This window comes from Saccharomonospora sp. NB11 (genome assembly GCF_015910535.1).
GTDB lineage: Bacteria > Actinomycetota > Actinomycetes > Mycobacteriales > Pseudonocardiaceae > Saccharomonospora.
On record NZ_JACBJG010000004.1, the window covers coordinates 65,336 to 87,640 of the forward strand.

Here is a 22,305-nt window from a genome sequence, read left to right on the forward strand (position 1 = left end):
GGTGAACAACCCATTGATCGCCGAGACCCAGGACTCGACCGAGGCATACTCCGGCATCCCGTTGCTGGAATCGGTGTTCGACACCAAGCAAGCGATCGAGAGCGGCGACTGGGCCGCGGGCGTCATGGGCGTCATCGGAGCCGGGCTCGACATGCTCGGCGCGGTGATGGACCCCATCGGCACCATCCTGTCCTCGGGCGTGGGCTGGCTGCTCGAACACGTGGGACCACTGTCCGACGCCCTCGACGCGTTGACCGGCGACCCGGATCAGATCAGAGCGCACTCGGAGACGTGGTCGAACGTCGCCGGGGAACTCGCGTCGATCAGCAGCGACCTGCTCCAGGCCGTCGAGGAGGACACCACGACCTGGACCGGCCCGGCCGCCGACACCTACCGGCAGCGCGGCGCAGACACCGCCACCCTGATCCAGGCGGCACAGTCCGCGGCCGAGGGAGCGAGCAGTGGCATCGCGACCGCCGGCGAGGTGGTGGCGGCGGTGCGGACACTGGTGCGCGACATCATTGCCGAAGTCGTCGGCCGCCTCGTCAGTTGGGCACTCCAGGTCGTGGCCACCTTGGGCATCGGCCTGAGCTGGGTCGTCCCTCAGGTCACCAGGACGGTCGCGAAGGTCGCGAGCCAGATCAGCGACCTGGTCACCAAGCTGGTCGAGGCCATGAGCAAGCTCGGCCCGCTGCTGGCCAAGCTGGGCAGCAAGTTCCAGGAAGCCACCTCGAAGCTGAAGAAGATCAAGTCGGGCGACCCCGGCGCCACGCGCTCGGTCGAAGGCGGCAACACCACGCCGAGCGGCTTCAGCGGGACGAACGGCGACCGCGGCGGTTCCGGCGGTGGGGCCCCGAAGACCGACCCGCCACCCAGGTCCGAGCCCACGACCGACAGCACCACCACGACATCCGGCTCGTCGACTCCCCCTGCCGGACGGCCACGCTCCGGCGACACCACGCCGAGCACCACGCGGGGCGGTCGCAACGACACCGTCCCGGCCAAGGACCGCAACTGCGTGGGCGACCCGGTGGACGTCGCCACCGGCGAGGTCGTCGTGACGCAGATCGACCTCACCCTGCCCCACCTGACGCACCCGGCCTTCGAACGCACCCACGTCTCGTCCTACCGCGAGGGCCGCTGGTTCGGTCCCTCCTGGTCGTCCACACTGGACCAGCGGTTGGAGCTGCACGACCGGACGGTCCGCTACTTCGCGCCCGACGGGATGATCCTGACGTATCCCGTGCCGTCCGCCCCGGGCTCGGTGTTCCCGAAAACAGGCCCGCAGTGGCCGCTGTCCCGCCACGATGACGGCGACTGGACGCTCGAACAGCGCCCCGCCGGCCGCACCCTCCGGTTCGCGGGCTCGGGCGACGTCCTGCCCCTGCGCGCCGTGGAAGGTGCCGACGGCGAGCGCAGCGAACTCGCCTACGACGAGTCGGGAGCGCCCACGGTGCTCACCCACTCCAACGGCGTCCGGCTGGGCTTCCGGGTGGAGGACTCCCGAGTCACCGAGCTGTCCGTCCTCGGCTCCGGCGACGTGCCCGACGTCGTCGTCATGCGCTACGGCTACGACGACCGCCGACAGTTGACCGCGGTCGTGAACTCCTCGGGCGTCCCGATGCGGTTCGACTACGACTCTCAAGGGCGCATCACGGGTTGGCAGGACCGCAACGGCGTCTGGTACCGCTACGTGTACGACTCGGCCGGCCGGTGCGTTCGCACCGTGGGCACCGACGGGTTCCTCGACAGCGTCTTCACCTACGACCCCGAGCGGCGCGTCACGACACACACCGACTCCCTCGGCAATACCACGGTCTACGAGCTCAACGAGGCCCATCAGACCGTGCGCGAGACCGACCCACTGGGCAACGTGACCGCCTTCGAGTGGAACCACGCCAACCAGTTGATCGCCCGCACCGACCCGCTCGGCCGCGTGACCCGCTACGCCTACGGCGCGGACGGACTTCCGGTGTCGATCACCCGGCCGGACGGCAGCGTCGTCTCGCTCGACCACGACGCCGACACGCTCACCTCGTTCACCGTCGTCGAGAACGACCGAGCCTGGACGCGGCACTTCACCGAGTCCGCCCCCGACCCCGTCGACGAACCGATCGGCGTCGCCACCGCGCTCGATCTCTCGGCACCCCCCGCTTTCGAGCCCTCCCCGGTCACCGACGATCGCGACCAGTTCGGCAGGCCTCGCTCACTCCCGGTTCCTGGAGGGGGCCGCGTCCTGCTCGGCTGGACGGTCGACGGAGCACGCGCACTGCAGATCGGCCCGAATCGAAGCCGTGCGACGTGGCGCTACGACGGCGAGGGCAACGAGATCGAACACGTCGACGAACTCGGGCGCGTCACCAGACGCGAGTACGGCCCCTTCGACCTGCTCACCGCCGAGATCGATCCCACCGGAGCCCGCACCGAGTACCGCTACGACACGGAACTGCAACTGGTGTCGGTCACGGACCCTCTCGGCCGGGTCTGGAGCTACCGCTACGACGCCGCGGGTCGGCTCACAGGCCAAACCGACTTCGACGGCCGCGTCTGGAGCTTCGAACACGACCCGGCAGGCCAACTGGTCCGGACCACTCGACCCGATGGCGAGGTCCTCGACTACCGGTACGACCTGCTGGGCAACCTCGTCGAGGTACGCACGCCACACGGCACCACCCGCTACGACTACGACCCCGCCGGAGATGTCGTCCGGGTGACGTCGGAGGACTCCGTGGTGGAGTTCGAGCGTGACGCCGACGGCCGTGTCGTGCGTGAGGTGGTCGACGGCCTCGCCGTCACCTTCGCCTATGACGCCGAGCGGAACACCATTCGTCGGCGCACTCCCTCCGGCGTGGAGAGCGAGTGGTTCTTCGACGAGTCACAACGACCGGTGGCGCTCCGCGTCGAGGGACACGACGTGCACTATCAACGCGACGCCGACGGCCGTGTCGTCCGGCGGATCACGGACGGGCGCACCGTGCTGAGCCAATCGTTCGGCATCGGCGAGCATGTCGCCGAACAGCTGCTCTCGACCGGCGACGTCCCTTTGCAACGTCGCGCCTACGAATACCAGGCCGACGGAAGACTCGCCGCACTCCGTGACGACGTCGCTGTCCTCACGTTGACCCGCGACGCCGCCGGACGCGTCCTCACCGACGGCCGCGACGCGTTCCGGTACGACCCGGCAGACAATCTCGTGGCCTGGTCCAGCAGTCCGGGCCTGGCACTCGACTACGACGCCTCAGGCCGCCGCATTCGCTACCGCGAGGCCACGCCCGACGGCGAGCGCGTCTGGGAGTACTCCTGGACCGGCGACCTGCTCACCGGGCTCCGCACACCGGACGGCCGCCGGTGGCGCTACCGCTACGACCCGCTGGGACGACGCATCGCCAAGGAACGGCTGGCATCGGACGGCTCCGTGGCCGAATCCACTCGCTTCGTGTGGGACGGCACGACCTTGATCGAGCAGATCCACCTCGACGAGCACGGCGTGACCCGAAGCACGACGTGGGAACGCCTCCCCACCGACCGAACCCCGGTGACTCAGCTGGAACACGGCCCGGACGGGCAACGGTTCCACTCCGTGGTCACCGATTCCCTCGGCACCCCGACCGAGCTGGTGGACGAGACCGGTGCGCTCGCATGGGCCGGGCGACGGTCGGTGTGGGGCCGGGTCTCTGCCTCGCCCACCTCGCCGACCTCCATTCCGCTGCGCTTCCCCGGCCAGTACGCCGACGACGAGTCCGGCCTGCACTACAACGTGTTCCGGTACTACGACCCGGTCACCGCGCGATACCTCAGTCAAGACCCCTTGGGTATGGCGGCCGGGTCGAACCCCACCGCCTACGTCACGGACCCGTTCTTCGAGTTCGACGCACTGGGTCTGATGAGGTGCTCGACGAACCCGTCGAACAGCACCAATCCAGCGCCCCCCACGGGCGCCCCCGCCCAGCACAACGCGAACAACGCCGGGGGCAGCGCGAACACCCCGACCCAGCCGAGCAACAAGCGGAAGCGCAACAACAGCGGCAACACGACCACGTCGTCCTCGAAGAAGCAGAAGCAGACGAGTCCGTGGGATCGGGGAGACTTCAACAAGGACACGTTGAAGCACATCAAGGACGAGAAGACGAACAATCCCGACTACGCCGGAAGCAAGGTTCACGCCCGCCACGTCATCTCGTTCCAGACGATCCGCGACAGCATGAAGAAGTGGGTCAACACCCACTATCCGCCGAGCCACCCACAGCACGCGGCCATGCTGGACAAATACGTGCATCGCGTCGAAAGCATGAACAACAACACCAACAATCTTCCCCTCGGTTCGGGCGCTCCGAACTCGTCGATCGGTCTTACCGTCAAGAACATGGGCATCATCCAAGAGCGAATCGACGGGAGGCATCCCACGGGGAACTTCGTCAAGGACCAACACGGAAACTACGCCCTCGACCAGAACGGGAACCGGATCCGCGAGATGGAACCGCCGATGAAACCGAGCGAGGCCTTCGAGAAGAGTTCCGGATATCAGAAGAGCATTCGCGACGAGTTCGCCAAGCCGATCATGCAAGCCGTCGACGGAGTCACGGACACGAACGAGCGGAACACAATGCTCAAGGACGTGGAGTTCTCAGCCGACTTCGACTGGCCTGGTGGCACGCGCCAGGAGTTCGAGGAATGGAAGTACATCCGGAACCAGTTCAAGAACATCGAAGAAAGGCCTGGCGACTACACCCAGGATGATGTCGACACGGTCATCAATCGGTTCTTCGCGCTGGCGAAGCCGAGCGGCTCTCACGAATCGTTGACAGAGTGGCAGAATCGGCCGAAATGACTCCAGCGAAGCGGTCGGCAGGTCGAACGCGATCCCCCACCGCGACACCCGGTGAGTAGGGAACCGACAACCCACCAGCAAGGAGGAACCAACCGTGACCGGTGCCGGGGGACTCGGCGAGGCGATGAGGAATCCGGACGAGGCGATCCGGAAGGTGAACGACTGGGCGGCCGGATTCGCTCGCAAGGCCGAGCGCTACGCGACGGTGCAGGAGCGGACCGAGCAGCTGAGTCTGTCGGCCACGAGTCCGGACGGCACGGTGCGGGTCACGGTCGGCGCCGATGGCGTGGTGTCCGATCTGGCATTCAGCAACCGGATTCGCACCACCGCGCCCGAGGAGCTGGCTCGCATGGTGCTCGCGACGATGCGGCAGGCGCAGGCGGGCATCACCCAGCGGGTCGCCGAGGTGATGGACGAGGTGCTCGGGGACGAGGACCGGGAGACCCGCTCCGCGATGTTGGGAGCGCTCAGCGCTCGGTTCGACCCGGAGGATCCCGACGACGGTCCCGCCGCGCCACCGACGCCCCCGACTCCGCCGACTCCGCCGACACCCACCCCGCCTCCGCCGCCGAGCGCGACGCCACCGGCGGCCTCCGGGCCCGCCGGGAGCACACCGCCCCCGCCCACGCGGCGTAAGCCGGACTCACCTCGACAGGCAGGCGGCGTCGATCCGGACGAAGCCGACAACAACCCCTGGTGAACCCGTTCGGAGTGCCACGGTCGCGGCGGGCCGTGGCATTCCCGGCTGTGCGGTGTCCGGGGACGTCGGCAAGGGTTGGGTCAGGCCGACGTCACGCACTCGCACATGTCACCCTCGTCGGGCGAGGTCCCGCATGACGTCCCGGTAGATCTCCTCGAACCGCGCGAGCGTGCGTTGCTCGTCGTGGTGTTCCGCCATCGCCCGGCTTCGCCGCCCCATCCGACGCCGCCGCTCCGGCGAACGCAGGACCTCGGCCAACGCGGCAGCCAGCCCGGGAACGTCCCCGGGTTCGACGAGACAGCCGTTGTCGCCGGGCGACACGAGGTGGGGCAGGGCCACGGCGTTGGCCGCGACCACCGGCAGCCCGCTCGCCATCGCCTCCAACGTCGCGATGCTCTGCAGCTCCGCCACACCAGGGATCGCGAACACGTCGCCCGCCCGGTACACCGACGGGAGTTGCTCGTCCGGCACGAAACCCAGGAACCGCACCCGGTGTGCGACCTGCTCGCGCTCGGCCAGCCGTTCGAGGTCGGCGCGGCGGGTCCCGGTGCCCACGAGCACGAGCTGCGCGTGCCCCTCCGGCAGCGTCGCGACGGCCCTGATCAAGTCGTCGAGCCGCTTCTCCGCATCGAGCCTGCCGACGTAGACGACGGCGGGCAGGTCGGGCAGGCCGAGTCGCTCCCGGTGAGTCGTGGGCGGTTCCGACGACGGGGAGAACCGGATGGTGTCGACGCCGCACGAGACGGGTTCCACCTCTCCCCCGAACCCGTGCGCGGCGAGCAGGTTCGCCGCCGTGGGCGTCGGTGTCGTCACGTGGTGGGCCTGGTCGTAGATCCTTCGGAAGTCCCGCCACGCCACCTCGGCCACCGGTCGGTGCAGCCGACGGGGCAAGTACGGCAGGAGGTTGTCGGGCATGAAGTGGTTGGTCGCGACGACCGGAATGCGGTGGCGCCTCGCGGCCCGCACCGCTGCCCGACCGATGGTGAAGTGATCCTGGGTGTGCAGAACGTCCGGGCGCACCGACTCCACGAGTCTGCGCACGACCGCCGGAACACCGGGCGGCGGGACGAACCGCACACGGGGATGCACGAGCAGCGGCAGCGAACGCAGGCGGTGCAGGCACAGCCGCGACTCCCTCACGACGGCCCGGGGACCGGTCTCGGACGCGCAGACCACGTGGACGTCGTGTCCCCGACCGGCCAGCCCGGTGGCCAGTCGGTGCGCGAAGAACGAGCTCCCGCTGACGTCAGGGGGATAGGTGTCGGTCGCTATCAACACGCGCATGATCACTGTGTCCAGGGGCCGGTCCGAGATACGAGCGGGCGAGCACGACGACGCCGACGACGATGCCGACGGCCGAGAGTCCCATCCAGGCAGCGGCCGGGGGCGTGCTCGGCAGGGGCTCGCCCAGCACCAGCACGCCGACCGTCGCCGCCGAAACGGGGTCCGCGATTTCCAGCATGGCGAATGCGAGCGCGAAGCGCCGCATACGGTACGCGTGCTGCTGGGCCAGTCCCCCGGTCGAGAGCAGCACGACCACCAGAAGAGTGGGCCAGCTCGCGATCGCCGTGAGGTCGGAGAGCATCCGGTGACCGATGACGCTGACCAACGCGGACGCGACCCCGAAGGTGGTACCCGCGGCGAACGCCAGGGCTGCGGCGCGAGCGCTGCGGGAGGACACCGCCCACGCGACGGTCACCGCAAGACCGGACGCCAGCAGGGTGATGCCCGCGAGCAACGTCGCGGTCGGCGTGGTGAGGTTCGGCGCCTTCGTGTCGTGGGGCAGGGCGAACAGCAACCCGGCCAGGCCCAGCACGACGGCGGTCCCGCCGAGCGTCTCGGCGCGGCCCAGTCGACGGCGCTCCAGCACCGCCTTGACGCCGAGCGCGAACAGCAGTCCGGTGGTCCCCACCGGTTGGATGATGCTGACCGGTCCCCGACTCAGGGCGAGCACGTGCAGGCCCACCCCCAGTCCGGCACACGCGGCCCCGAACAGCCACCGAGGTTGGCGCACGAGCCTCAGCAGCCATCGCACACCCCGGCCGCCGAGGAAGCGCATGCCGACGACGACCTGTTCCTGCAGCGCCGAGCCGAGCGCGATGAACAGCGCCCCGACCACGGCCAGCACCACCGCGACCACGAGCACGTCAGCGCCGCTCCCCACGGTGGGCGGACCGCGCGAACGGGGCGCGCGTAGGACTGGTCACCTCGCACGCCCTCTCACGTCGAGCCGAATACCCGCCTCGACGACCGATATGCCCGAACGTCCGATCCCGGCCGAGAGCTTGGTCACGCGCGGGCGCCTTTCCTCTCGGTCACGTGGGCACCTCTGGGGCACGATGTGCCCACGGTCGACACGCTTGACGAAAGGCTCCACGGTGACCCAGCGAACCCCTCAGCCCACCGCCGACCTCGTGGACGAGTACGGGGACCGGCTCCGGGTGTGTGACACGCAGTTCCGGCAGTTCGGTGGCCGCCGCGCGTTCTGCGGCCCGGTTCGCACGGTGTCGTGTCACGAGGACAACGGACTGGTCCGCGAGCTGCTGCGCACGCCGGGCGACGGGGCGGTGCTCGTGGTGGACGGGGGCGGTTCCCTGCACACGGCACTCACCGGTGACCTGATCGCCGCGTCGGCCGTCGAGAACGGCTGGGCCGGGTTGATCATCAACGGCGCCGTCCGCGACAGCGCGGCGCTGGCCGAGCTACCGCTGGGTGTGAAGGCCTTGGGCACCAATCCGCGCAAGAGCTCCAAGGCGGGTCGCGGCGCGGTGGACGTTCCCGTCGGGTTCGGCGGGGTCACCTTCTTCCCGGGCGACGTCCTGCACGCCGACGACGACGGCGTCGTCCTGCTTCCCCTCGACTGACGGACCCCACCGTCAGGGGAAGAGGCGGGTGACGAGGTCGGACCACCCGCGTTCGAGCCGGAAGAGGTCGATACCGGGCGCGCCGAGCAGGTGGTTGACCAACGCCGTGTCGAGGAAGCCCAGCAGCGTGTGGGCGAGCAGGTCCTGGTCGGCGTTCGGGTCGAGCCGCCGGACGAGCATGGTCACGTGCGTGTGGCGTACCCGCTGCGCGGGCACCGAGAACTTCCGGTGGGGATCGGTGACCGCGGCGACGTAAAGGTCGCGGTGCTGTTGTTCGTGGTGCAGCACCGCTGAGCCGAAGGCGATCAGTCGCTGCCGGGGCTCCGCTCCGGGGCCGAGCGGCGGCGGCCCGCTGAGGAATCCCTCCTGCAACGTGCGTTCGGCACGGTCGAGCAGGGCTGTGAGAAGACCGGTGCGGTCGCCGAAGTGCCGGAACACCGTTCCCTTGCCGACGGACGCCTCGGTCGCGACGGCGTCCATCGTCAGGTTGCTCGCCCCGTCGCGGGCCGCGACACGCATCGCCGCGTCGAGCACCCTCGCCCGGTTGCGCACCGCGTCGGCACGTTGCCGTCCGTGCTCGTGCAACAGCGGTGGGGAGAGCACCGACCCCTCCGAGTCGGGCGCGGCGTTACGCGGTGAGGGTGAAGCGGACACGAATGCAGCGTAACCCGGGCCACGTCGCGTTGACCATCGTCCGTCCGCACTGCTACACAAGAAACGGACCACGGTCCGCTTTTGCGAAGGGCCGTGGACCCGGTGGCCTCACCGTGTGTCCGACACCAGCCTTGATCAGGAGCGTCTCCATGACCATCCGTGTTCTCACTCTCGTCGGCAGCCTGCGCGCGGGCTCGCACAACCGTCAGTTCGCCGAGGCGGCTGCCGCACACGCCCCCGAGGGCGTGACCGTCGAGATCCACGATGGACTCGGCGAGCTGCCGTTCTACAACGAGGACCTCGACACCGAGACGGGCGCTCCGGAGCAGGCCCAGCGCCTTCGGCAGGCGACGCTCGCCGCCGACGCGGTGCTGCTGCTCACCCCCGAATACAACGGGACCATGCCGGCCGTGTTGAAGAACGCCATCGACTGGATCTCCCGCCCCTACGGCGCGGGCGCGCTCAAGGGCAAGCCCGCAGTCGTCGCGGGCACCGCGTTCGGGCGGTACGGCGGCGTGTGGGCGCAGGAAGAGGCGCGCAAGGCCGCGCGCGTCGCGGGCGCGAACGTGGTCGACGAGCTCCTGCTCGCCGTCCCGTTCTCCCACACCCGGTTCGCCGAGACGCACCCCAAGGCCGACACCGAGGTCGTCGAGGGGTTGACCAAGGCGCTCTCGCGGCTCGCCGCCGAGTGCTGACCGTCGACTCGCCCGCCCGACCTCACTCGGGCGAGCGAAAACACCGCGTGGTACGGGACCGGACCCAACCGGCCCCGTACCCGCGGCGTGGCGGCGTCGGGGGGCTCAGGTGTCGCGCCGCCAGTGGTAGAACGCCGTCGCCATCGCGTCCCGAGGTGAACGCCACGTCTCCGGGTCGTAGGCGGTGATGTAATCGTCGAGCGCGGCACTGAGGTCGCGGAACTCCCGATCGTCGCGCACCGCCTCGATCCGGTCGTCGACCTCGTCGTCCGACTCGATGAGGTGGAAGTACAGGCCGTGGTAGTGGAAGAGCGTTCGCGCTCGCACCCCGACCCGATGGGGCAACGACCCCGCGTCCGAGGCTGCGAACAACGCCGCGACCGCGTCCTTGTCCGCCTCGGCCATTCGCGCGACGATCAGAGTCCGGCTCATGACGGCTCCTCCGCCGGGGTTCCGGTGGCGGGCAACGCGGCGGCCTCCGCCTCCAGCACCCGTTTGATGGCGTTCATCTGGATCGGCGTGTTGGTGTTGATGCGCTCGGTCATGGCCGCGTCGTCCACCGGCGCGTCGGGCTTCATGGCGAAGTCCTGCGTCCAGCGCATCAGCACGCCGTCCTCGACCTCGTGGTAGGTCCAGCGGATCCGCATGTACTCGAACGGTCCGGTCTCGACCCGGCGAGCCAGCACCGTCCGGTTCACGGGGTCGATCTCCCGCTCCGACACCCACGACCAGACCCGGCCCTCCTCGTCCGGGTGCATGGTCAGGCGGAAGCGGACCCGATCGCCGGTGTCCTCCAGGACCTCGGCCGCGGCGTACTCGGTGAACAGGTTCGGCCAGTCGGCGACGTCGTTCGTCCTGGTCCAGACCAAATCCATCGGGGCACGGACGACGATCTCGTTCTCGGTGTGTCCGGGCATGTCAGGCCGCCTTTCGCAGAGTGTCGTTGAGGATGCCGAGGAACTCCCGCACCGAGCGGACCTCCTGGGCTTCCGCGGGCAGGGTCACGCCGCGGTTGCGCTCGATCGCGGTGATCACGCCGAGCAGGGCGAGCGAGTCGAGTCCGAGGTCGTCGAACGTCGCCGCCGCTTCGAGGTCCGCGGGCGCGATGGGCACGCCACTACTGGACGACAGCAACTCGCACAGCTCGTCCATCGTCAGGTCCAGACCACTCATGCGCCGTCTCCTTTCGTCGGATTACCTGATCGAGCCGAGTACGAGTGCCGAGCTGAACCCGCCGAACCCGCGCGCGAGCACCAGCACGTTGCGCAACCGTCCTCGCCGTGGTGCGCCGGTCACGACGTCGGCGTCGACGGCGACGTCGTGACCGGTGAGCCCTGGCGTCGGCGGCACGAGGCCGTCGCGCAGGGCGAGCGTCGCGGCGGCACTGGCGAACGTGCCCGCCGCCGAGTAGGCACGACCGAGTCCCGCCGACACGGCCGTCACCGGCACCCGGTCGAACGACGGACCGAGCACCTGCCGCAGCGCCCTGATCTCGGCACGGTCCGCCGACGGCACCCCCATGCCGTCGGCGAACACGGCGTCGATCTCGGCAGCGCCGACGTGCGCGTCGGTGAGCGCGAGCCGGATGGCCACCGCGAGCGCCTCCGCCGCCCGTGTCCAGTACTCACCGTCCGTCGTGGACTGCGATCCGGTGAAGGTGGCGGCGTGTCCGGCCACCACGGCGAGCGGACGGACACCCCGGGCCTGCGCGTGAGCGGCGTCCTCCAGCACGAGCACCGCTCCCCCTTCCCCGGGCACGTAGCCGCAGGCGTCGTGGGCGAACGGCCGGTACGCCGTCGGCGAGTCACGCTCGCTGAGCAGGCCGGACCGCAACTGACAGGTCAGGGCGTACGGGCTCACCGGCGCCTCGGTGCCGCCGCAGATCTGCACGCGGCAGCCCTGCCGGACGGCGCGGCGGGCGTGCGCGAGCGCGTCGAGTCCGCCCGACGACTCGCTGCTCACCACCGCACACGGGCCCCGCATCGTGTTGCCGATGGAGATCTGTCCCGTCGAGGCCGCGTAGAACCAGGCGATGGACTGGTACGGGCCGACGTGACGCGGCCCGTGTGCCCAGAGTGCCTCGATCTCCCGCTGTCCGAACGCGTTGCCGCCCGAACTCGCCGACGTGGTGACACCGACGTCGAAGCTGTCGAGTGCCCTCGGGTCGAGCGCCGCCGACTCCAGCGCCTGCCGGGTGCCGTCGAGGGCGAACTGGGTCCACAGGTCGGTCTGCACCACGATGCGCGGGTCGAGCACGGCAGACGGATCGAAGTTCGCGACCTCCCCGGCGTAGCGCACCGGGTACCGACGGGAGTCGAAGCGGCTGATGCGGCGGACTCCGCTCTCTCCGGCCAGCGCGGACCGCCAGAACGTCTCCGTGTCGAGCCCGGTCGGCGCCACCACGCCGACGCCCGTGACCACCACGTCGGTCATCGCGCCCTCCGTCCCGCCGTGTCCAGCACCACGGCCGACTGGAAGCCGCCGAACCCGCTGCCCACGCTCAGCACGAGGTCCACACCCTGCTCCCGTGCCTGTACCGGCACGTAGTCCAGATCGCACTCCGGGTCCCGGTACTCGTAGTTCGCGGTCGGAGGCAGCACGCTGGTGTCGAGGGCCAGCACACACGCGACCAGTTCGAGACTGCCGATCGCGCCGAGCGAGTGCCCGATCATGGATTTGATCGAACTCATCGGCGTGCGGTAGGCGTGGTCGCCGAGGCTGCGTTTGACCGCCGCCGTCTCGTGCCGGTCGTTCTGCTTCGTGCTCGACCCGTGCGCGTTGACGTAGCCGACCTCGGACGGTGCCGCCTTCGCCGAGTCCAGCGCCGTCGTGATCGCCCTGGCCATCTCGATGCCCTCGGTGGTCAGGCCGGTCATGTGATGGGCGTTGGCGAACGTGGCGAACCCGGCGACCTCGCAATACACCCTTGCGCCTCGTTTGCGGGCGTGATCGAGATCCTCCAGTACCAGCACCGCCGCGCCCTCCCCGAGCACGAAGCCGTCGCGCTGGGCGTCGAACGGCCTGCTCGCGCGTTCCGGTTCGTCGTTGCGCGTGCTGGTGGCCCGGATCGCGTCGAAACAGGCGACCGTGATCGGCGAGATCGGCGCGTCGGACGCCCCCGCGATCACCACGTCGGCGGCGCCCTCCTCGATGGCCATCGCCCCGTAACCGACGGCGTCGAGCCCGGAGGTGCACCCGGTGGAGATCGTGCGGACCGGACCACGTGCCCCGTGGGCGTCGGCGATCTCCGCGGCCAGTGTGCTCGGCACCAGCGCGTGGTACAGGTACGGGTCGGCGCGGCTGGGATCGACGAGCCACTCGGCTCCCCCGCCGGAGACCTCGACGTAGCCCTCCTCCAGCCGGATCGTCGAGCCCACGGCCGTTCCCATGCTCACGCCGAGGCGCCACGGGTTCAGCGGACCGAGTTCGAGTCCCGAGTCGTCCACCGCCTCTCTCGCCGCCACGAGCGCGAACTGCACGTGGCGGTCGAGGCGGGCGATGTCCGTCGGACTCAACCCCTCGGCTGTCGGGTCGAAGTCGCACTCCGCCGCGATCCGGGAGCGGAAGCCCTGGGGGTCGAACAACGTGATCCCCCTCGTGGCAGTGGTCCCGGATGTCAGCAGGTCCCAGAACGCCTTGACCCCGATGCCGCCGGGAGCCACGACACCGAGCCCGGTGACGGCGACCCGGCGCGTCATCTGTCACCCCCGAGGTCCGGACCCGGTGAGGCAGCGGTCTCGGTGTCCACGTGACCGAGGTCGGGGCGGGGCGCGAGGGGACCGAGCTGGAACACCACGCGGGCGGGTGTGTCGCCCTCGTTGCGCAGTCGATGCCGGGTGCCCGGCGGGACGAGCAGCGCGGCCTCGGTCTCCAGGCGCCACGGGTCCCCGTCGAGATCCACGGTCACCTCGCCGTCGGCGACGTAGAGGAACTCCTCGGAGTAGGGGTGGTAGTGCTCGGCGATGCTCTCCCCCGGCTGCAACCGCGCCACGCCGAGGAAACCCGAGACCGACTTCGCGTTGCGGGGGCTGAGCAACGTCCGGATCTCAGCGCCCCGACGGCGGTCGGCGGGGATCTCCGACTCGTGCACTCGGACCAGCGGGCGGTCGGCTGGGCGTTCGTGTATCGGAGCAGGCCCTGCCTCGACGGAGGTCTCGACCGCGTCCACCATGATGCCTCCCACGCTCAACTCGACGACGGAAAGTCGGCACCGAGATCGGTGCCTCTCGCCGCGCCGTCGGCCTCGCGATGGGTCACGAGGGTCAGGCGCGATTCGGCGAGAAACTTCGCGCGACCGGCGGCCGTGGCGAGGTTCCAGCCCGGCTCCAGCAGCTCGGTCAGCGCCGCGGCGGTGGGACCGCCGACGACAGTGGGGCCGAGGCGGTCGATCGCCTCGTCGGCGTCCCCCTCGACGTCGAGGACGCGCACGACGAAGTCGCCGTGCCGGAACACCGTCGTCCCCGTCAGGCCCGTACGCAGAGCAGCCCCCAATGGCAGCGACTGGCCCCACGCGAAGATGCGCGCCGCCGCCTCACCGCGTCCCGCACGCACCGGGTACCGGAACGCCACGCGGGTTCGTCGCACCGGCGCACCCGGCGCCGGCATCGCCTCGTGGTGCACCACCCGGGTCATCATGGCCCGCCGGAAGAACCAGCCCACCGACTCGGGATCGCTGAAGTCGCGTGGTCGGACCAGCAGCGGGTTGAGCTTCTCCTCGGTCGCCCGGATCGCGGGGTCGTTCGCAAGGTGCCGCATCACCAGCGGCAACGGTCCGTCCACATCGATCACCCGGACGACGTGGTTCTGCCACAGGAACACCGACGTCGCGAGCAGTCGACAACCGTTGCCGATCTCGGTCTGCGGGCGCGGGTACTCCGAGAGCACTTGGCGGACCGCGTCCACGCTTCCCGGTTTGACCGGGAAGGTCAGGGCATGTCGTTCCATCGTTCTTCCTCTCGGATCAGCACGAGTGGTCAGGATTCGGTCGGGGCGGACTCCGCGTCGTGCCGGACGGTCTCTCGGTGCACCACGTAGCGCAGGGAACGCCGCCGTGAGACGGCCGCCATCAGCGGCGCGGCCAGCGCCCGGTGTTCCTGGGTGCTCTCCCAGGCCAGGAAGTCCTCCGCGCTCCGCCACTGGCTGGTGAGCAACCAGTCGGACGGGTCGTCGGTCGACTGGCAGAGCTGGTCGCCCAGGTGGCCGGGCACGCTCGCCACGGCCCACCGCACGGCCTCGTAGGCGTTCAAAAACGTCTGCTCCATCCCCGGTTCGAGGGTGAGCAGGAAGACGACGCGGTAGCCGGCTGTGGTCATCGGACTCCTCTTCGGTTCGTCTCGGGCCGGTGTCGGACACGTCGTCCGGCTCACCCGGCGCGGCGCAGGGTGGGGTGGGCCGCCGAACGCAGGGCTCCGGCGAGGCGGGCGAGGCGGCGACCGAGGACCTCGTCCGCGACGGCGTCACCGGCCGCCCGGCCGGACGCGTCCGCCGACGGCCACAGCGACGGGCTCGCGAGGAGCAGGCAGTCCCACGAGAACACCCCGCGCAACAGCTCCGGTGTCGGTCGGGCCCCGACGGTGCGCACGACCACGACCGTGCGGTCGAGCAGGAGTCGCTCCCGCCGCGCCGCCCCCGCGTCGAGCAACCGCCGGATCGGCTGCCCGGCGGGGTCGTCCTGGTCACTCCGGACGTCCCCGACCAGCGCGACCCCGTCGGCCCACACGATCGCCTCAAGCACCTCGTCGAGCGCCCCGCCGCCACCCGGCAGCCGACGCAGGCGGATTCCGGCGCCCTCCGCCGCCGCCCCAGTGCGCAGGGCAGCCACGGTGGATTCGACACCCTCACCCGAGAAAACAATCACCACGCGAGTCATCGTGATCCCCTCGCCGTTATTTCCGCACCAGGCTCGCGTATTCGGAATTCGGATGTCAATACGGAAAACGGTTGACCGGAATTGCGAACGGAACCGGGACGAATCGCATCACCAAAAACGACGACGACCCGTTTCGAATGATAGGACTCAGCGTTCGAACCGGGAATCCGAATTCGATTCCGACTCCGACGTGAGGGCTTTCTCGACACGCGCCAACATGTCGAGCAGGCGGACCCGCTCGGCCTCCGACAGCAACGTCAGCGCGTCGGCCTCCAAGCGATCGACGACGTCCGGGACGACCTCCCGCAGAGCCCGCCCGCGGCGCGTCAGCCACACCCGCACCCGACGGCCGTCCTCGTCGTCACTGTCCACCCGGACCAGCCCCGCGTCGGTCATCCGCCGCACCGCGCGCGTCACGGTCGGCGCCTCGACCGAGACCCGTGTCGCGATCTCGGTCGGCGTCAAGCCGTCACGCTCCCACAGACACGCCAGTACGGATTCCTGCCCGGCGTGCACCCCGTGCTGCGCGAGCCGCCGTCCCGCCTCACTGCGCAACCGCCGCGACACGAGAGTCATCCGCGCGAGGAAGCTGTCCGTTCGATGGCGCACGAGCAGCATGCTACTGATCACATGACCGTCGGAGAACGTCGTTGATCGACAGCGGGTCAGTCCCGCTCCTCGACCCGCTCCTCGACCCGTTCCTCGGCCCGCTCCTCGGTGAGATGCCCGGCGAGCACGTGGTCGACGATGCGTGCTGCCTGTTCGCCGTGCCGCTGGTCCGGCGTCGCCTCGCCCAGCACCACACGCGAGAGCACCGCGCCCACCAGGGCCGTCGACAGCGTGTCCACGTCACTGTCGTCGGTGAGCGCCCCGCGGCGCACGCCCCGGGCCAGCACCTCCCTGACCGCCGCGATGCGCGGGTCGACGACCAGCCGGACGTAGTGGCCGTACAACGTCGGCGCGCTCATCAGCCGTGGCAGCAGCCGAGCCGACCGCGACTCCGCGACCCAGCGACAGAGTTCCTCCACCGCCAGGGTCACGTCCTGGCGCACGTCGCCACCCTCCACGCGGGAGAGCGGCTCGGCCAGTGATTCGAGTGCGTCGAGCAGCACCGCCTCCTTGTTGGGCCAGCGCCGGTAGAGGGTGGCCTTGCCGACGCCCGCCCTCGCGGCGACCGCCTCCACGGACAGGGCGTCCACCGACACGCCCTCCTGCAACAGCTCCAGCGCCGCGCGGATGATCGCCCGGCTGGCTCGCTCGCTGCGCGGCCTGCCCGGATTGCGCCGGTGCGCGTCGACGCTCGCGTGGGCACCCGGTGCCGGACCGTCCGATGCGGACCGTTCGAAGGGGGTCGACTCCATTCAGACCACCTCACCGACGTGTCGCCACGCGCGAGTCCGGACCCCCCGGCTGTCCGGGCGGTCACACCCGGGCACCCGCGCCGCCTCCCCGACGGCGCGACACTGCATCGAGACCATGACGTGCGTCCCCCTTGCCCGTATAACGAAAACCGCCGACGGAGAAAACTCCGCCGGACCGGAACACGAATTCACTTCCGGTGTCATTCGCGTTCCGGAGTCCGGAACCGACCGAACGCCCAAAGACGGAGAACGAGTATAACCACGCCCGCGCGGATCTATTTAGCCAGCTAAATGAGAATCCGAACCGCAACCGGAAGCGAATACCGTTCACAGACACCGTTCGCGTCAATCACCCATCTTCATGAGCAGCGCCCGCAAGGCGGCGTACTCGGAACCGCTCAGGTTCGCCACGAGCCGCTCCTCCGCCCGCAGCCAGAGATCCTCCACCGTCGAGCGCGCCTCCCACCCCCGCTCGGTGAGATAGACCCGGCTTCCCCGCTGACCGGGGTGGCGCTGCCGGCGCAGGAAACCGGCTCGCTCCATCCGCTGCAACATGCGGGTGACCGTCGCGGGCGCCGCCTGCACCCGCTCGACCAGTTCGGCCTGCGTGAACCCGCGCTCGTCCCACTGCTGCAACAACACCTGTTCCTGACCGCTGTACATCCCGAGCGCGGCGAGGTCCCTGGCCAGTTCGGTCCGGCGCTGACGAGCCACGAGCACGATCCAGTAGAGCGCGGTCTCGGCGAGGTGCACGCCACCGCGCTCGCGCACCGGCGCGTACCGGCCGTAGGACGTCTCCACGCCGCTATCCCGCTTCACGAACCCTCCCGGCCGTGCCGACCGCACGGCCCGCGGCGTCACCGCCGCAGAGCACCGGGCACGGACCCTCGACCCCGATTCCCCGACGGCACGGCCGGTCACCGGTGTCGCGATCAGTCACTGCGCCCTCCGAACGGTCGGGCAACAGCTTCGACGCGTCGAGCATGGTCGTCAAGTCAGCGTGCCACCTTCGTGGCACGTGAGAGGCGGTCTCGACCGTCCAGAGTGACCGGTCGAGCCGCGTGGTTCGAAACGGCTCGCTCTCGTCTCGCTCACCCTGACACTACGGACGTAGTGCCAGGGTCGTCCGAACACGACGACGGCCGGTGCCCCGCGTCGAGACACCGGCCGTCGAGAGGTTCCGCTACAGCGAACCGGCCAACCTGTTGGCCAGCACCGTGGTGAAGCGCTGCGGGTCCGGCAGCTCGCTGCCCTCGGCCAGCAACGCCATCCCGTAGAGCAGTTCCGCGGTCTCCTTCAGCGCCGTCTCGTCGGCACCGGACTGTCGGGCGTCCCGCAGTCCCGTCACGAGCGCGTGGTCGGGGTTGAGCTCCAGGATGCGCTTGGCCACCGGCACCTCCTGGCCCGCCTGCTGGTACATCTTCGCCAGCGCGGGCGGCAGGTCGTAGGTGTCGCCGACGAGACACGCCGGTGACGTGACGAGCCGGTTCGACAGACGGACCTCCTTGACGTGGTCCGACAGCGTCGTGGCGAGCCACTCCCGCAGCCCGTCGAAGCTGCTGTGGTCGGCCTTGTCGGCGGACTCCCCGTCCTTGCCGTCCTTGCCGTCGCCATCGGTGTCGTCGAGGTCGACCTGCCCCTTGGCAATCGAGGTGAACGTCTTGCCCTCGTACTCCCCGACCTGCTCGACCCAGAACTCGTCGATGGGGTCGGTGAGGACGAGCACCTCCAGGCCCCGGGCCCGGAAGGCCTCCATGTGCGGGGAGTTCTCGACCACCGACCGCGAGGCACCCGTCAGGTAGTAGATGTGCTTCTGGTCGTCCTTCGCCCGCTCCACGTACTCACGCAGCGTCGTGAGCTCGTCGGCCGAGTGGGTCGAGGCGAAGGAGGCGATGTCGAGGATGGCCTTGCGGTTGTCGGCGTCCTCGACGAGCCCCTCCTTGACGACCCGACCGAACTCCCGCCAGAAGGTGTCGTAGCGGCCCCGGTCGTCGGTCATCATCTCCTTGACCGCGCCCAGCACCTTCTTCACCAGACGGCGTCGCATGAGCTGGATCTGCCGGTCCTGCTGCAGGATCTCGCGCGAGACGTTGAGCGACAGGTCCGCCGCGTCGACGACACCCTTGACGAAGCGCAGGTAGTCGGGGATCAGCGCCTCGCAGTTGTCCATGATGAACACGCGCTTGACGTAGAGCTGCACGCCGCGCTTCGCGTCGCGGTAGTACAGGTCCATCGGCGCCCGCGACGGCAGGAACAGCAACGCCTGGTACTCGAATGTCCCTTCCGCCTTCACGGTGATCGTGCGCAGCGGGTCGAGCCAGTCGTGGCTGATGTGCTTGTAGAACTCCCGGTACTCCTCGTCGGAGACCTCGCCCTTCGGCCGCGCCCACAGCGCCTTGCGGGAGTTGATCGTCTCCCACTCGTGGGTGGTCTTGCCGTCCTCGGTCTTCTCCGTGCGCAGTCGGATCGGCCAGGTGACGAAGTCGGAGTAGCGACGGACCAGGTCGCGGAGCACGCTCTCCGCGGTGTAGTCGTGAAGCTGGTCCTCGGTGTCCTCGGGCTTGAGGTGCAGCGTGATCGCGGTACCGACCGGGGTGTCCGGCTCGTCGAGGGTCTCGACCGTGTACGTGCCGCTGCCGTCGGAGGACCACCGGGTGACCTCCGACTGGCCCGCCCGTCGTGTCACGAGCGTGACCGTGTCGGCGACCATGAACGCCGAGTAGAAGCCGACACCGAACTGCCCGATCAGCTCCGCGTCGGCCGACTTCTTCGCCTCGCGCAGTTGTGCGATCAGCTCGGCCGTCCCCGACTTGGCGATCGTGCCGATGAGCTTCACGACCTCGTCCCGCGACATGCCGATGCCGTTGTCGCGGACGGTGAGGGTGCGCGCGGCCCGGTCGACCTCGAGATCGATGTGCAGGTCGTCGAGGTCGATCCCACCGGCGTCGACGAGACTCTTGTCGCGGAACGACTCCAGTCGAAGCTTGTCCAACGCGTCGGACGCGTTCGAGATCAGCTCACGCAGGAAGATGTCCTTGTTCGAGTAGATGGAGTGAACCATCAACTGCAGGAGCTGGCGCGCTTCCGCCTGGAACTCGTGCGTCTCGATCTGAGAAGCAGTCACTCACGTCTCCTCGCGGGAAAACCGTCATCGCATTCGGCCGCTGTGGCGCGACCGCATCCCGCAGTATCTCGCGAGCGGATACGCCGGACGCAGCATGGCCCGCTCACCCGGACAGAGGTTTACATCACTGATCAACACAGTGAAAATCGTTCGCCATGCGCCGGAGCCTGCTCTCGATAGCCCTTGCCACCGTTCTCGCGGCCACGGTGGCGCCTGCCGCGTCCGCCACGAGCCCCGTCTCGGACCGCTCGGGGGACGCGCCCGCCGCGAAGATCGACTATCACGAGTGGAACGACGTGGCGGAGTTCCGCGGCGGAGAGGCGGAGGGCGTACGCCCCACCGGCACCGGACTGCGACTCACCCGGGCCAGGACCGCCGACGACGGGACGGAGTACGGGAGCTGGACGTCGCCGTGGTACGAACCGGGCTTCGGCGCGACCGAACTCATCGCCTCCTGGAATGCCACCACCCCGGAGGGCACGTGGATCACCGTCGAGACCACCGCGCGGACCGACAGCGGGGAGAACACGGCGTGGTACGTGCTCGGCACGTGGGCGTTCGGCGACACCGACATCGAGCGCACCACCGTGGCGGGCCAGCGTGACGAGCACGCCGCCGTGTACGTCGACACGCTCGCCGCGGCCGACGGAGTCACCTTCGAGGCCTACCGGCTGCGGGTGACCCTGCACCGCACCGACTCCACCTCGGCGACGCCCCGGGTCCGCGCGCTCGGAGCGATGACGTCGGCGGTGCCCGACCGGTTCACGGTTCCGACGTCCGAGCCGGGCGCGGCTCGCGGCATCGAGCTGCCCGTTCCCCGGTACGCGCAGAACCGCCACGCGGGGAACTACCCCGAGTACGGCGGAGGCGGGCAGAACTGGTGCAGCCCCACCTCCACCGAGATGGTCGTCGAGTACTGGGGCCGAGGACCGAGCGCCGACGAGCTGTCGTGGCTGCCCGACGACTACGAGGACCCGACCGTGGCCCACGCCGCGCGTCACACCTACGACTACTCCTACGAGGGCACGGGCAACTGGCCGTTCAACACCGCCTACGCCGCCCACTACGGGCTGCGCGGACATGTGACGCGGTTGCACTCGCTCGCCGAACTGGAGGACTACGTCGCCGCGGGTGTTCCGGTGGTGACGTCGGTGTCCTTCCTGGAGAGCGAGCTGGACGGCGCCGGGTACAGCACCAACGGGCACCTCATGGTGGTGATCGGTTTCACCGACGACGGCGACGTGATCGTCAACGACCCGGCGTCGAACACCAACGAGGGCGTGCGCAACGTCTACCGACGCGACCAGTTCGAGACCGTGTGGCAGCGTACCCAGCGCTACACCGCCGACGGCGGCGTCGCGGGCGGCCCCGGGGGCATCGCGTACATCATCCGTCCCTGATCCCGCCGACCCGGTCGGGGCAGGTGCCGCACGCGGCGGCTGCCCCGGCCTGGCTCGTCCCGTCCCCTCTCGGGATTGACGCGCTCCTCATCCGGGAACATCATCACCCGATGACTCGACCGGGCTTCGGCCACAGCACCGCGGAAAGGTCTCCACTCGTCGACGAGCCGCCCCTTCCCGACCTCGTTCTGACACCCATGACCGACGGCGACGCCGCAGAGGTGCTCGTCCTCCAGCGGTGCTGTTGGGTGCAGGAGGCCGTTGCGAACGACACCCTCGACATCCCCGCGTTGCACGAGACCACCGAGGAGGTGGCCGGCTGGCTCTCGCGCTGGCGGGCGTGGTGTGTCCGCAGGCAGGGACGTCTGGTCGCGGCCGTCCGCGCTCGCGCCGAGGGCACCACCTGGGAGATCGGCCGGCTCATGGTCGCGCCCGACCTGGCCGGGCAGGGACTCGGGCGCTGGCTGCTGGACTACGCCGAACGACAGGCTCCGGCGAGGATGACGACGTACTCGCTGTTCACGGGTGTGCACAGCCATCGCAACCTCGCTTTGTACCAGCGCGCCGGCTACGTCGTCCGCCCCGACGCCGACACCCCGCCGGGCATCACGGCGCTGACCAAGAGTCGCTGACCGCGCACCTCGGTCGAGAGGACCCGCCTCTGCCGTCACCCGCCGAGGGTCGTGACTCCCCGACGCGAGCGACGTCCGCCTGGGCCCGGCGCGTGAGGTCGATCGCGCCGGGGCAGCCCGCACAGCCGGTGCGGCACGTCGATCACCACGAAGCGCCGAGGTGACCGCGTCGTCGTGA

The 22,305-nt window shown here is 69.7% G+C and carries 22 protein-coding genes; 6 read left to right on the plus strand and 16 right to left on the minus strand.

Features of this window, described 5'->3' with window-relative positions:
* Position 1: 1 nt before the first annotated feature.
* Both JAV51_RS07050 and JAV51_RS07055 read left to right on the plus strand, forming a co-directional pair.
* The gene (locus JAV51_RS07050; RefSeq protein WP_197319843.1) at positions 2 to 4,828 is read left to right on the plus strand and encodes a DUF6531 domain-containing protein; all 4,827 of its coding nucleotides are present in this window, start codon (positions 2 to 4) and stop codon (positions 4,826 to 4,828) included.
* Between the two features lie 94 nt (positions 4,829 to 4,922).
* Positions 4,923 to 5,528 (plus strand): YbaB/EbfC family nucleoid-associated protein, encoded by a 606-nt coding sequence (locus JAV51_RS07055; RefSeq protein ID WP_197319844.1) that lies wholly within the window; start codon positions 4,923 to 4,925, stop codon positions 5,526 to 5,528.
* Between the two features lie 108 nt (positions 5,529 to 5,636).
* Here JAV51_RS07055 and JAV51_RS07060 read toward each other — a convergent pair whose 3' ends face one another.
* Together JAV51_RS07060 and JAV51_RS07065 are read right to left on the minus strand one after the other, a co-directional pair.
* The gene (locus JAV51_RS07060) at positions 5,637 to 6,812 is read right to left on the minus strand and encodes a glycosyltransferase (protein ID WP_197319845.1); all 1,176 of its coding nucleotides are present in this window, start codon (positions 6,810 to 6,812) and stop codon (positions 5,637 to 5,639) included.
* The gene (locus tag JAV51_RS07065) at positions 6,775 to 7,674 is read right to left on the minus strand and encodes a DMT family transporter (protein WP_197319846.1); all 900 of its coding nucleotides are present in this window, start codon (positions 7,672 to 7,674) and stop codon (positions 6,775 to 6,777) included. Before JAV51_RS07065 ends, JAV51_RS07060 begins: the two co-directional genes overlap by 38 nt.
* Positions 7,675 to 7,867: 193 nt before the next feature.
* Here JAV51_RS07065 and rraA point away from each other — a divergent pair, with 193 nt between their 5' ends.
* Positions 7,868 to 8,392 carry a ribonuclease E activity regulator RraA gene (gene rraA / locus JAV51_RS07070; protein ID WP_231641567.1) on the plus strand — a complete coding sequence of 175 codons (525 nt, stop codon included), beginning with the start codon at positions 7,868 to 7,870 and terminating at the stop codon, positions 8,390 to 8,392.
* Between the two features lie 12 nt (positions 8,393 to 8,404).
* Here the strand turns inward: rraA and JAV51_RS07075 are convergent, their stop codons facing one another.
* On the minus strand, positions 8,405 to 9,046 hold the full coding sequence (locus tag JAV51_RS07075) for a TetR/AcrR family transcriptional regulator (protein ID WP_374058988.1): 642 nt from the start codon (positions 9,044 to 9,046) through the stop codon (positions 8,405 to 8,407).
* A 149-nt stretch (positions 9,047 to 9,195) separates the two neighbouring features.
* Between JAV51_RS07075 and JAV51_RS07080 the strand changes: the two genes are divergently transcribed.
* Complete coding sequence (locus tag JAV51_RS07080) at positions 9,196 to 9,741, plus strand: NAD(P)H-dependent oxidoreductase (RefSeq protein ID WP_197319848.1); 546 nt, start codon at positions 9,196 to 9,198, stop codon at positions 9,739 to 9,741.
* Between the two features lie 105 nt (positions 9,742 to 9,846).
* Here JAV51_RS07080 and JAV51_RS07085 read toward each other — a convergent pair whose 3' ends face one another.
* The 13 genes from JAV51_RS07085 to htpG form a co-directional block, all read right to left on the minus strand.
* Positions 9,847 to 10,173 (minus strand): TcmI family type II polyketide cyclase, encoded by a 327-nt coding sequence (locus JAV51_RS07085; protein ID WP_197319849.1) that lies wholly within the window; start codon positions 10,171 to 10,173, stop codon positions 9,847 to 9,849.
* Positions 10,170 to 10,658: an SRPBCC family protein gene (locus tag JAV51_RS07090; protein ID WP_197319850.1), complete on the minus strand. Its 489-nt coding sequence runs from the start codon at positions 10,656 to 10,658 to the stop codon at positions 10,170 to 10,172. Before JAV51_RS07090 ends, JAV51_RS07085 begins: the two co-directional genes overlap by 4 nt.
* A 1-nt stretch (position 10,659) precedes the next feature.
* The gene (locus JAV51_RS07095; protein WP_197319851.1) at positions 10,660 to 10,914 is read right to left on the minus strand and encodes an acyl carrier protein; all 255 of its coding nucleotides are present in this window, start codon (positions 10,912 to 10,914) and stop codon (positions 10,660 to 10,662) included.
* Between the two features lie 21 nt (positions 10,915 to 10,935).
* Positions 10,936 to 12,174 (minus strand): beta-ketoacyl synthase N-terminal-like domain-containing protein, encoded by a 1,239-nt coding sequence (locus JAV51_RS07100; protein WP_197319852.1) that lies wholly within the window; start codon positions 12,172 to 12,174, stop codon positions 10,936 to 10,938.
* Entirely contained in the window at positions 12,171 to 13,439 is a 1,269-nt protein-coding gene (locus JAV51_RS07105) for a beta-ketoacyl synthase (RefSeq protein ID WP_197319853.1), read from the minus strand. Before JAV51_RS07105 ends, JAV51_RS07100 begins: the two co-directional genes overlap by 4 nt.
* On the minus strand, positions 13,436 to 13,912 hold the full coding sequence (locus tag JAV51_RS07110) for a cupin domain-containing protein (RefSeq protein ID WP_197319854.1): 477 nt from the start codon (positions 13,910 to 13,912) through the stop codon (positions 13,436 to 13,438). The genes JAV51_RS07105 and JAV51_RS07110 overlap by 4 nt, the downstream gene beginning before the upstream one ends.
* Positions 13,913 to 13,926: 14 nt before the next feature.
* The gene (locus tag JAV51_RS07115; protein WP_197319855.1) at positions 13,927 to 14,685 is read right to left on the minus strand and encodes a SchA/CurD-like domain-containing protein; all 759 of its coding nucleotides are present in this window, start codon (positions 14,683 to 14,685) and stop codon (positions 13,927 to 13,929) included.
* 29 nt (positions 14,686 to 14,714) lie between these two features.
* A complete protein-coding gene (locus tag JAV51_RS07120; protein ID WP_197319856.1) occupies positions 14,715 to 15,053 on the minus strand; it encodes an antibiotic biosynthesis monooxygenase in 339 nt (112 codons plus the stop codon).
* A 50-nt stretch (positions 15,054 to 15,103) separates the two neighbouring features.
* Positions 15,104 to 15,610 carry a hypothetical protein gene (locus JAV51_RS07125; protein ID WP_197319857.1) on the minus strand — a complete coding sequence of 169 codons (507 nt, stop codon included), beginning with the start codon at positions 15,608 to 15,610 and terminating at the stop codon, positions 15,104 to 15,106.
* A gap of 147 nt (positions 15,611 to 15,757) precedes the next feature.
* Positions 15,758 to 16,228: a MarR family winged helix-turn-helix transcriptional regulator gene (locus JAV51_RS07130; RefSeq protein ID WP_197320113.1), complete on the minus strand. Its 471-nt coding sequence runs from the start codon at positions 16,226 to 16,228 to the stop codon at positions 15,758 to 15,760.
* Positions 16,229 to 16,275: 47 nt separating this feature from the next.
* Positions 16,276 to 16,971: a TetR/AcrR family transcriptional regulator gene (locus tag JAV51_RS07135; RefSeq protein ID WP_231641568.1), complete on the minus strand. Its 696-nt coding sequence runs from the start codon at positions 16,969 to 16,971 to the stop codon at positions 16,276 to 16,278.
* A 345-nt stretch (positions 16,972 to 17,316) separates the two neighbouring features.
* Positions 17,317 to 17,790, minus strand: a complete 474-nt coding sequence (locus JAV51_RS07140) for a MarR family transcriptional regulator (RefSeq protein ID WP_307845762.1) — start codon at positions 17,788 to 17,790, stop codon at positions 17,317 to 17,319.
* Positions 17,791 to 18,154: 364 nt separating this feature from the next.
* On the minus strand, positions 18,155 to 20,032 hold the full coding sequence (gene htpG, locus JAV51_RS07145) for a molecular chaperone HtpG (protein ID WP_231641615.1): 1,878 nt from the start codon (positions 20,030 to 20,032) through the stop codon (positions 18,155 to 18,157).
* Positions 20,033 to 20,250: 218 nt separating this feature from the next.
* Between htpG and JAV51_RS07150 the strand changes: the two genes are divergently transcribed.
* The gene (locus JAV51_RS07150) at positions 20,251 to 21,495 is read left to right on the plus strand and encodes a C39 family peptidase (RefSeq protein WP_197319859.1); all 1,245 of its coding nucleotides are present in this window, start codon (positions 20,251 to 20,253) and stop codon (positions 21,493 to 21,495) included.
* 110 nt (positions 21,496 to 21,605) lie between these two features.
* Positions 21,606 to 22,127 (plus strand): N-acetyltransferase, encoded by a 522-nt coding sequence (locus JAV51_RS07155; RefSeq protein WP_197319860.1) that lies wholly within the window; start codon positions 21,606 to 21,608, stop codon positions 22,125 to 22,127.
* Positions 22,128 to 22,305 lie beyond the last annotated feature (178 nt).

Bases quoted from the DNA above. Each gene is read 5' to 3' on its own strand.
- JAV51_RS07060 (WP_197319845.1), bottom strand. From the start codon at position 6,812: ATGCGCGTGTTGATAGCGACCGACACCTATCCCCCTGACGTCAGCGGG.
- rraA (WP_231641567.1), top strand. From the start codon at position 7,868: ATGTGCCCACGGTCGACACGCTTGACGAAAGGCTCCACGGTGACCCAG.
- JAV51_RS07080 (WP_197319848.1), top strand. From the start codon at position 9,196: ATGACCATCCGTGTTCTCACTCTCGTCGGCAGCCTGCGCGCGGGCTCG.
- JAV51_RS07085 (WP_197319849.1), bottom strand. From the start codon at position 10,173: ATGAGCCGGACTCTGATCGTCGCGCGAATGGCCGAGGCGGACAAGGAC.
- JAV51_RS07090 (WP_197319850.1), bottom strand. From the start codon at position 10,658: ATGCCCGGACACACCGAGAACGAGATCGTCGTCCGTGCCCCGATGGAT.
- JAV51_RS07095 (WP_197319851.1), bottom strand. From the start codon at position 10,914: ATGAGTGGTCTGGACCTGACGATGGACGAGCTGTGCGAGTTGCTGTCG.
- JAV51_RS07100 (WP_197319852.1), bottom strand. From the start codon at position 12,174: ATGACCGACGTGGTGGTCACGGGCGTCGGCGTGGTGGCGCCGACCGGG.
- JAV51_RS07105 (WP_197319853.1), bottom strand. From the start codon at position 13,439: ATGACGCGCCGGGTCGCCGTCACCGGGCTCGGTGTCGTGGCTCCCGGC.
- JAV51_RS07110 (WP_197319854.1), bottom strand. From the start codon at position 13,912: ATGGTGGACGCGGTCGAGACCTCCGTCGAGGCAGGGCCTGCTCCGATA.
- JAV51_RS07115 (WP_197319855.1), bottom strand. From the start codon at position 14,685: ATGGAACGACATGCCCTGACCTTCCCGGTCAAACCGGGAAGCGTGGAC.
- JAV51_RS07120 (WP_197319856.1), bottom strand. From the start codon at position 15,053: ATGACCACAGCCGGCTACCGCGTCGTCTTCCTGCTCACCCTCGAACCG.
- JAV51_RS07125 (WP_197319857.1), bottom strand. From the start codon at position 15,610: ATGACTCGCGTGGTGATTGTTTTCTCGGGTGAGGGTGTCGAATCCACC.
- JAV51_RS07130 (WP_197320113.1), bottom strand. From the start codon at position 16,228: ATGCTGCTCGTGCGCCATCGAACGGACAGCTTCCTCGCGCGGATGACT.
- JAV51_RS07135 (WP_231641568.1), bottom strand. From the start codon at position 16,971: ATGGAGTCGACCCCCTTCGAACGGTCCGCATCGGACGGTCCGGCACCG.
- htpG (WP_231641615.1), bottom strand. From the start codon at position 20,032: ATGGTTCACTCCATCTACTCGAACAAGGACATCTTCCTGCGTGAGCTG.
- JAV51_RS07150 (WP_197319859.1), top strand. From the start codon at position 20,251: ATGCGCCGGAGCCTGCTCTCGATAGCCCTTGCCACCGTTCTCGCGGCC.
- JAV51_RS07155 (WP_197319860.1), top strand. From the start codon at position 21,606: ATGACTCGACCGGGCTTCGGCCACAGCACCGCGGAAAGGTCTCCACTC.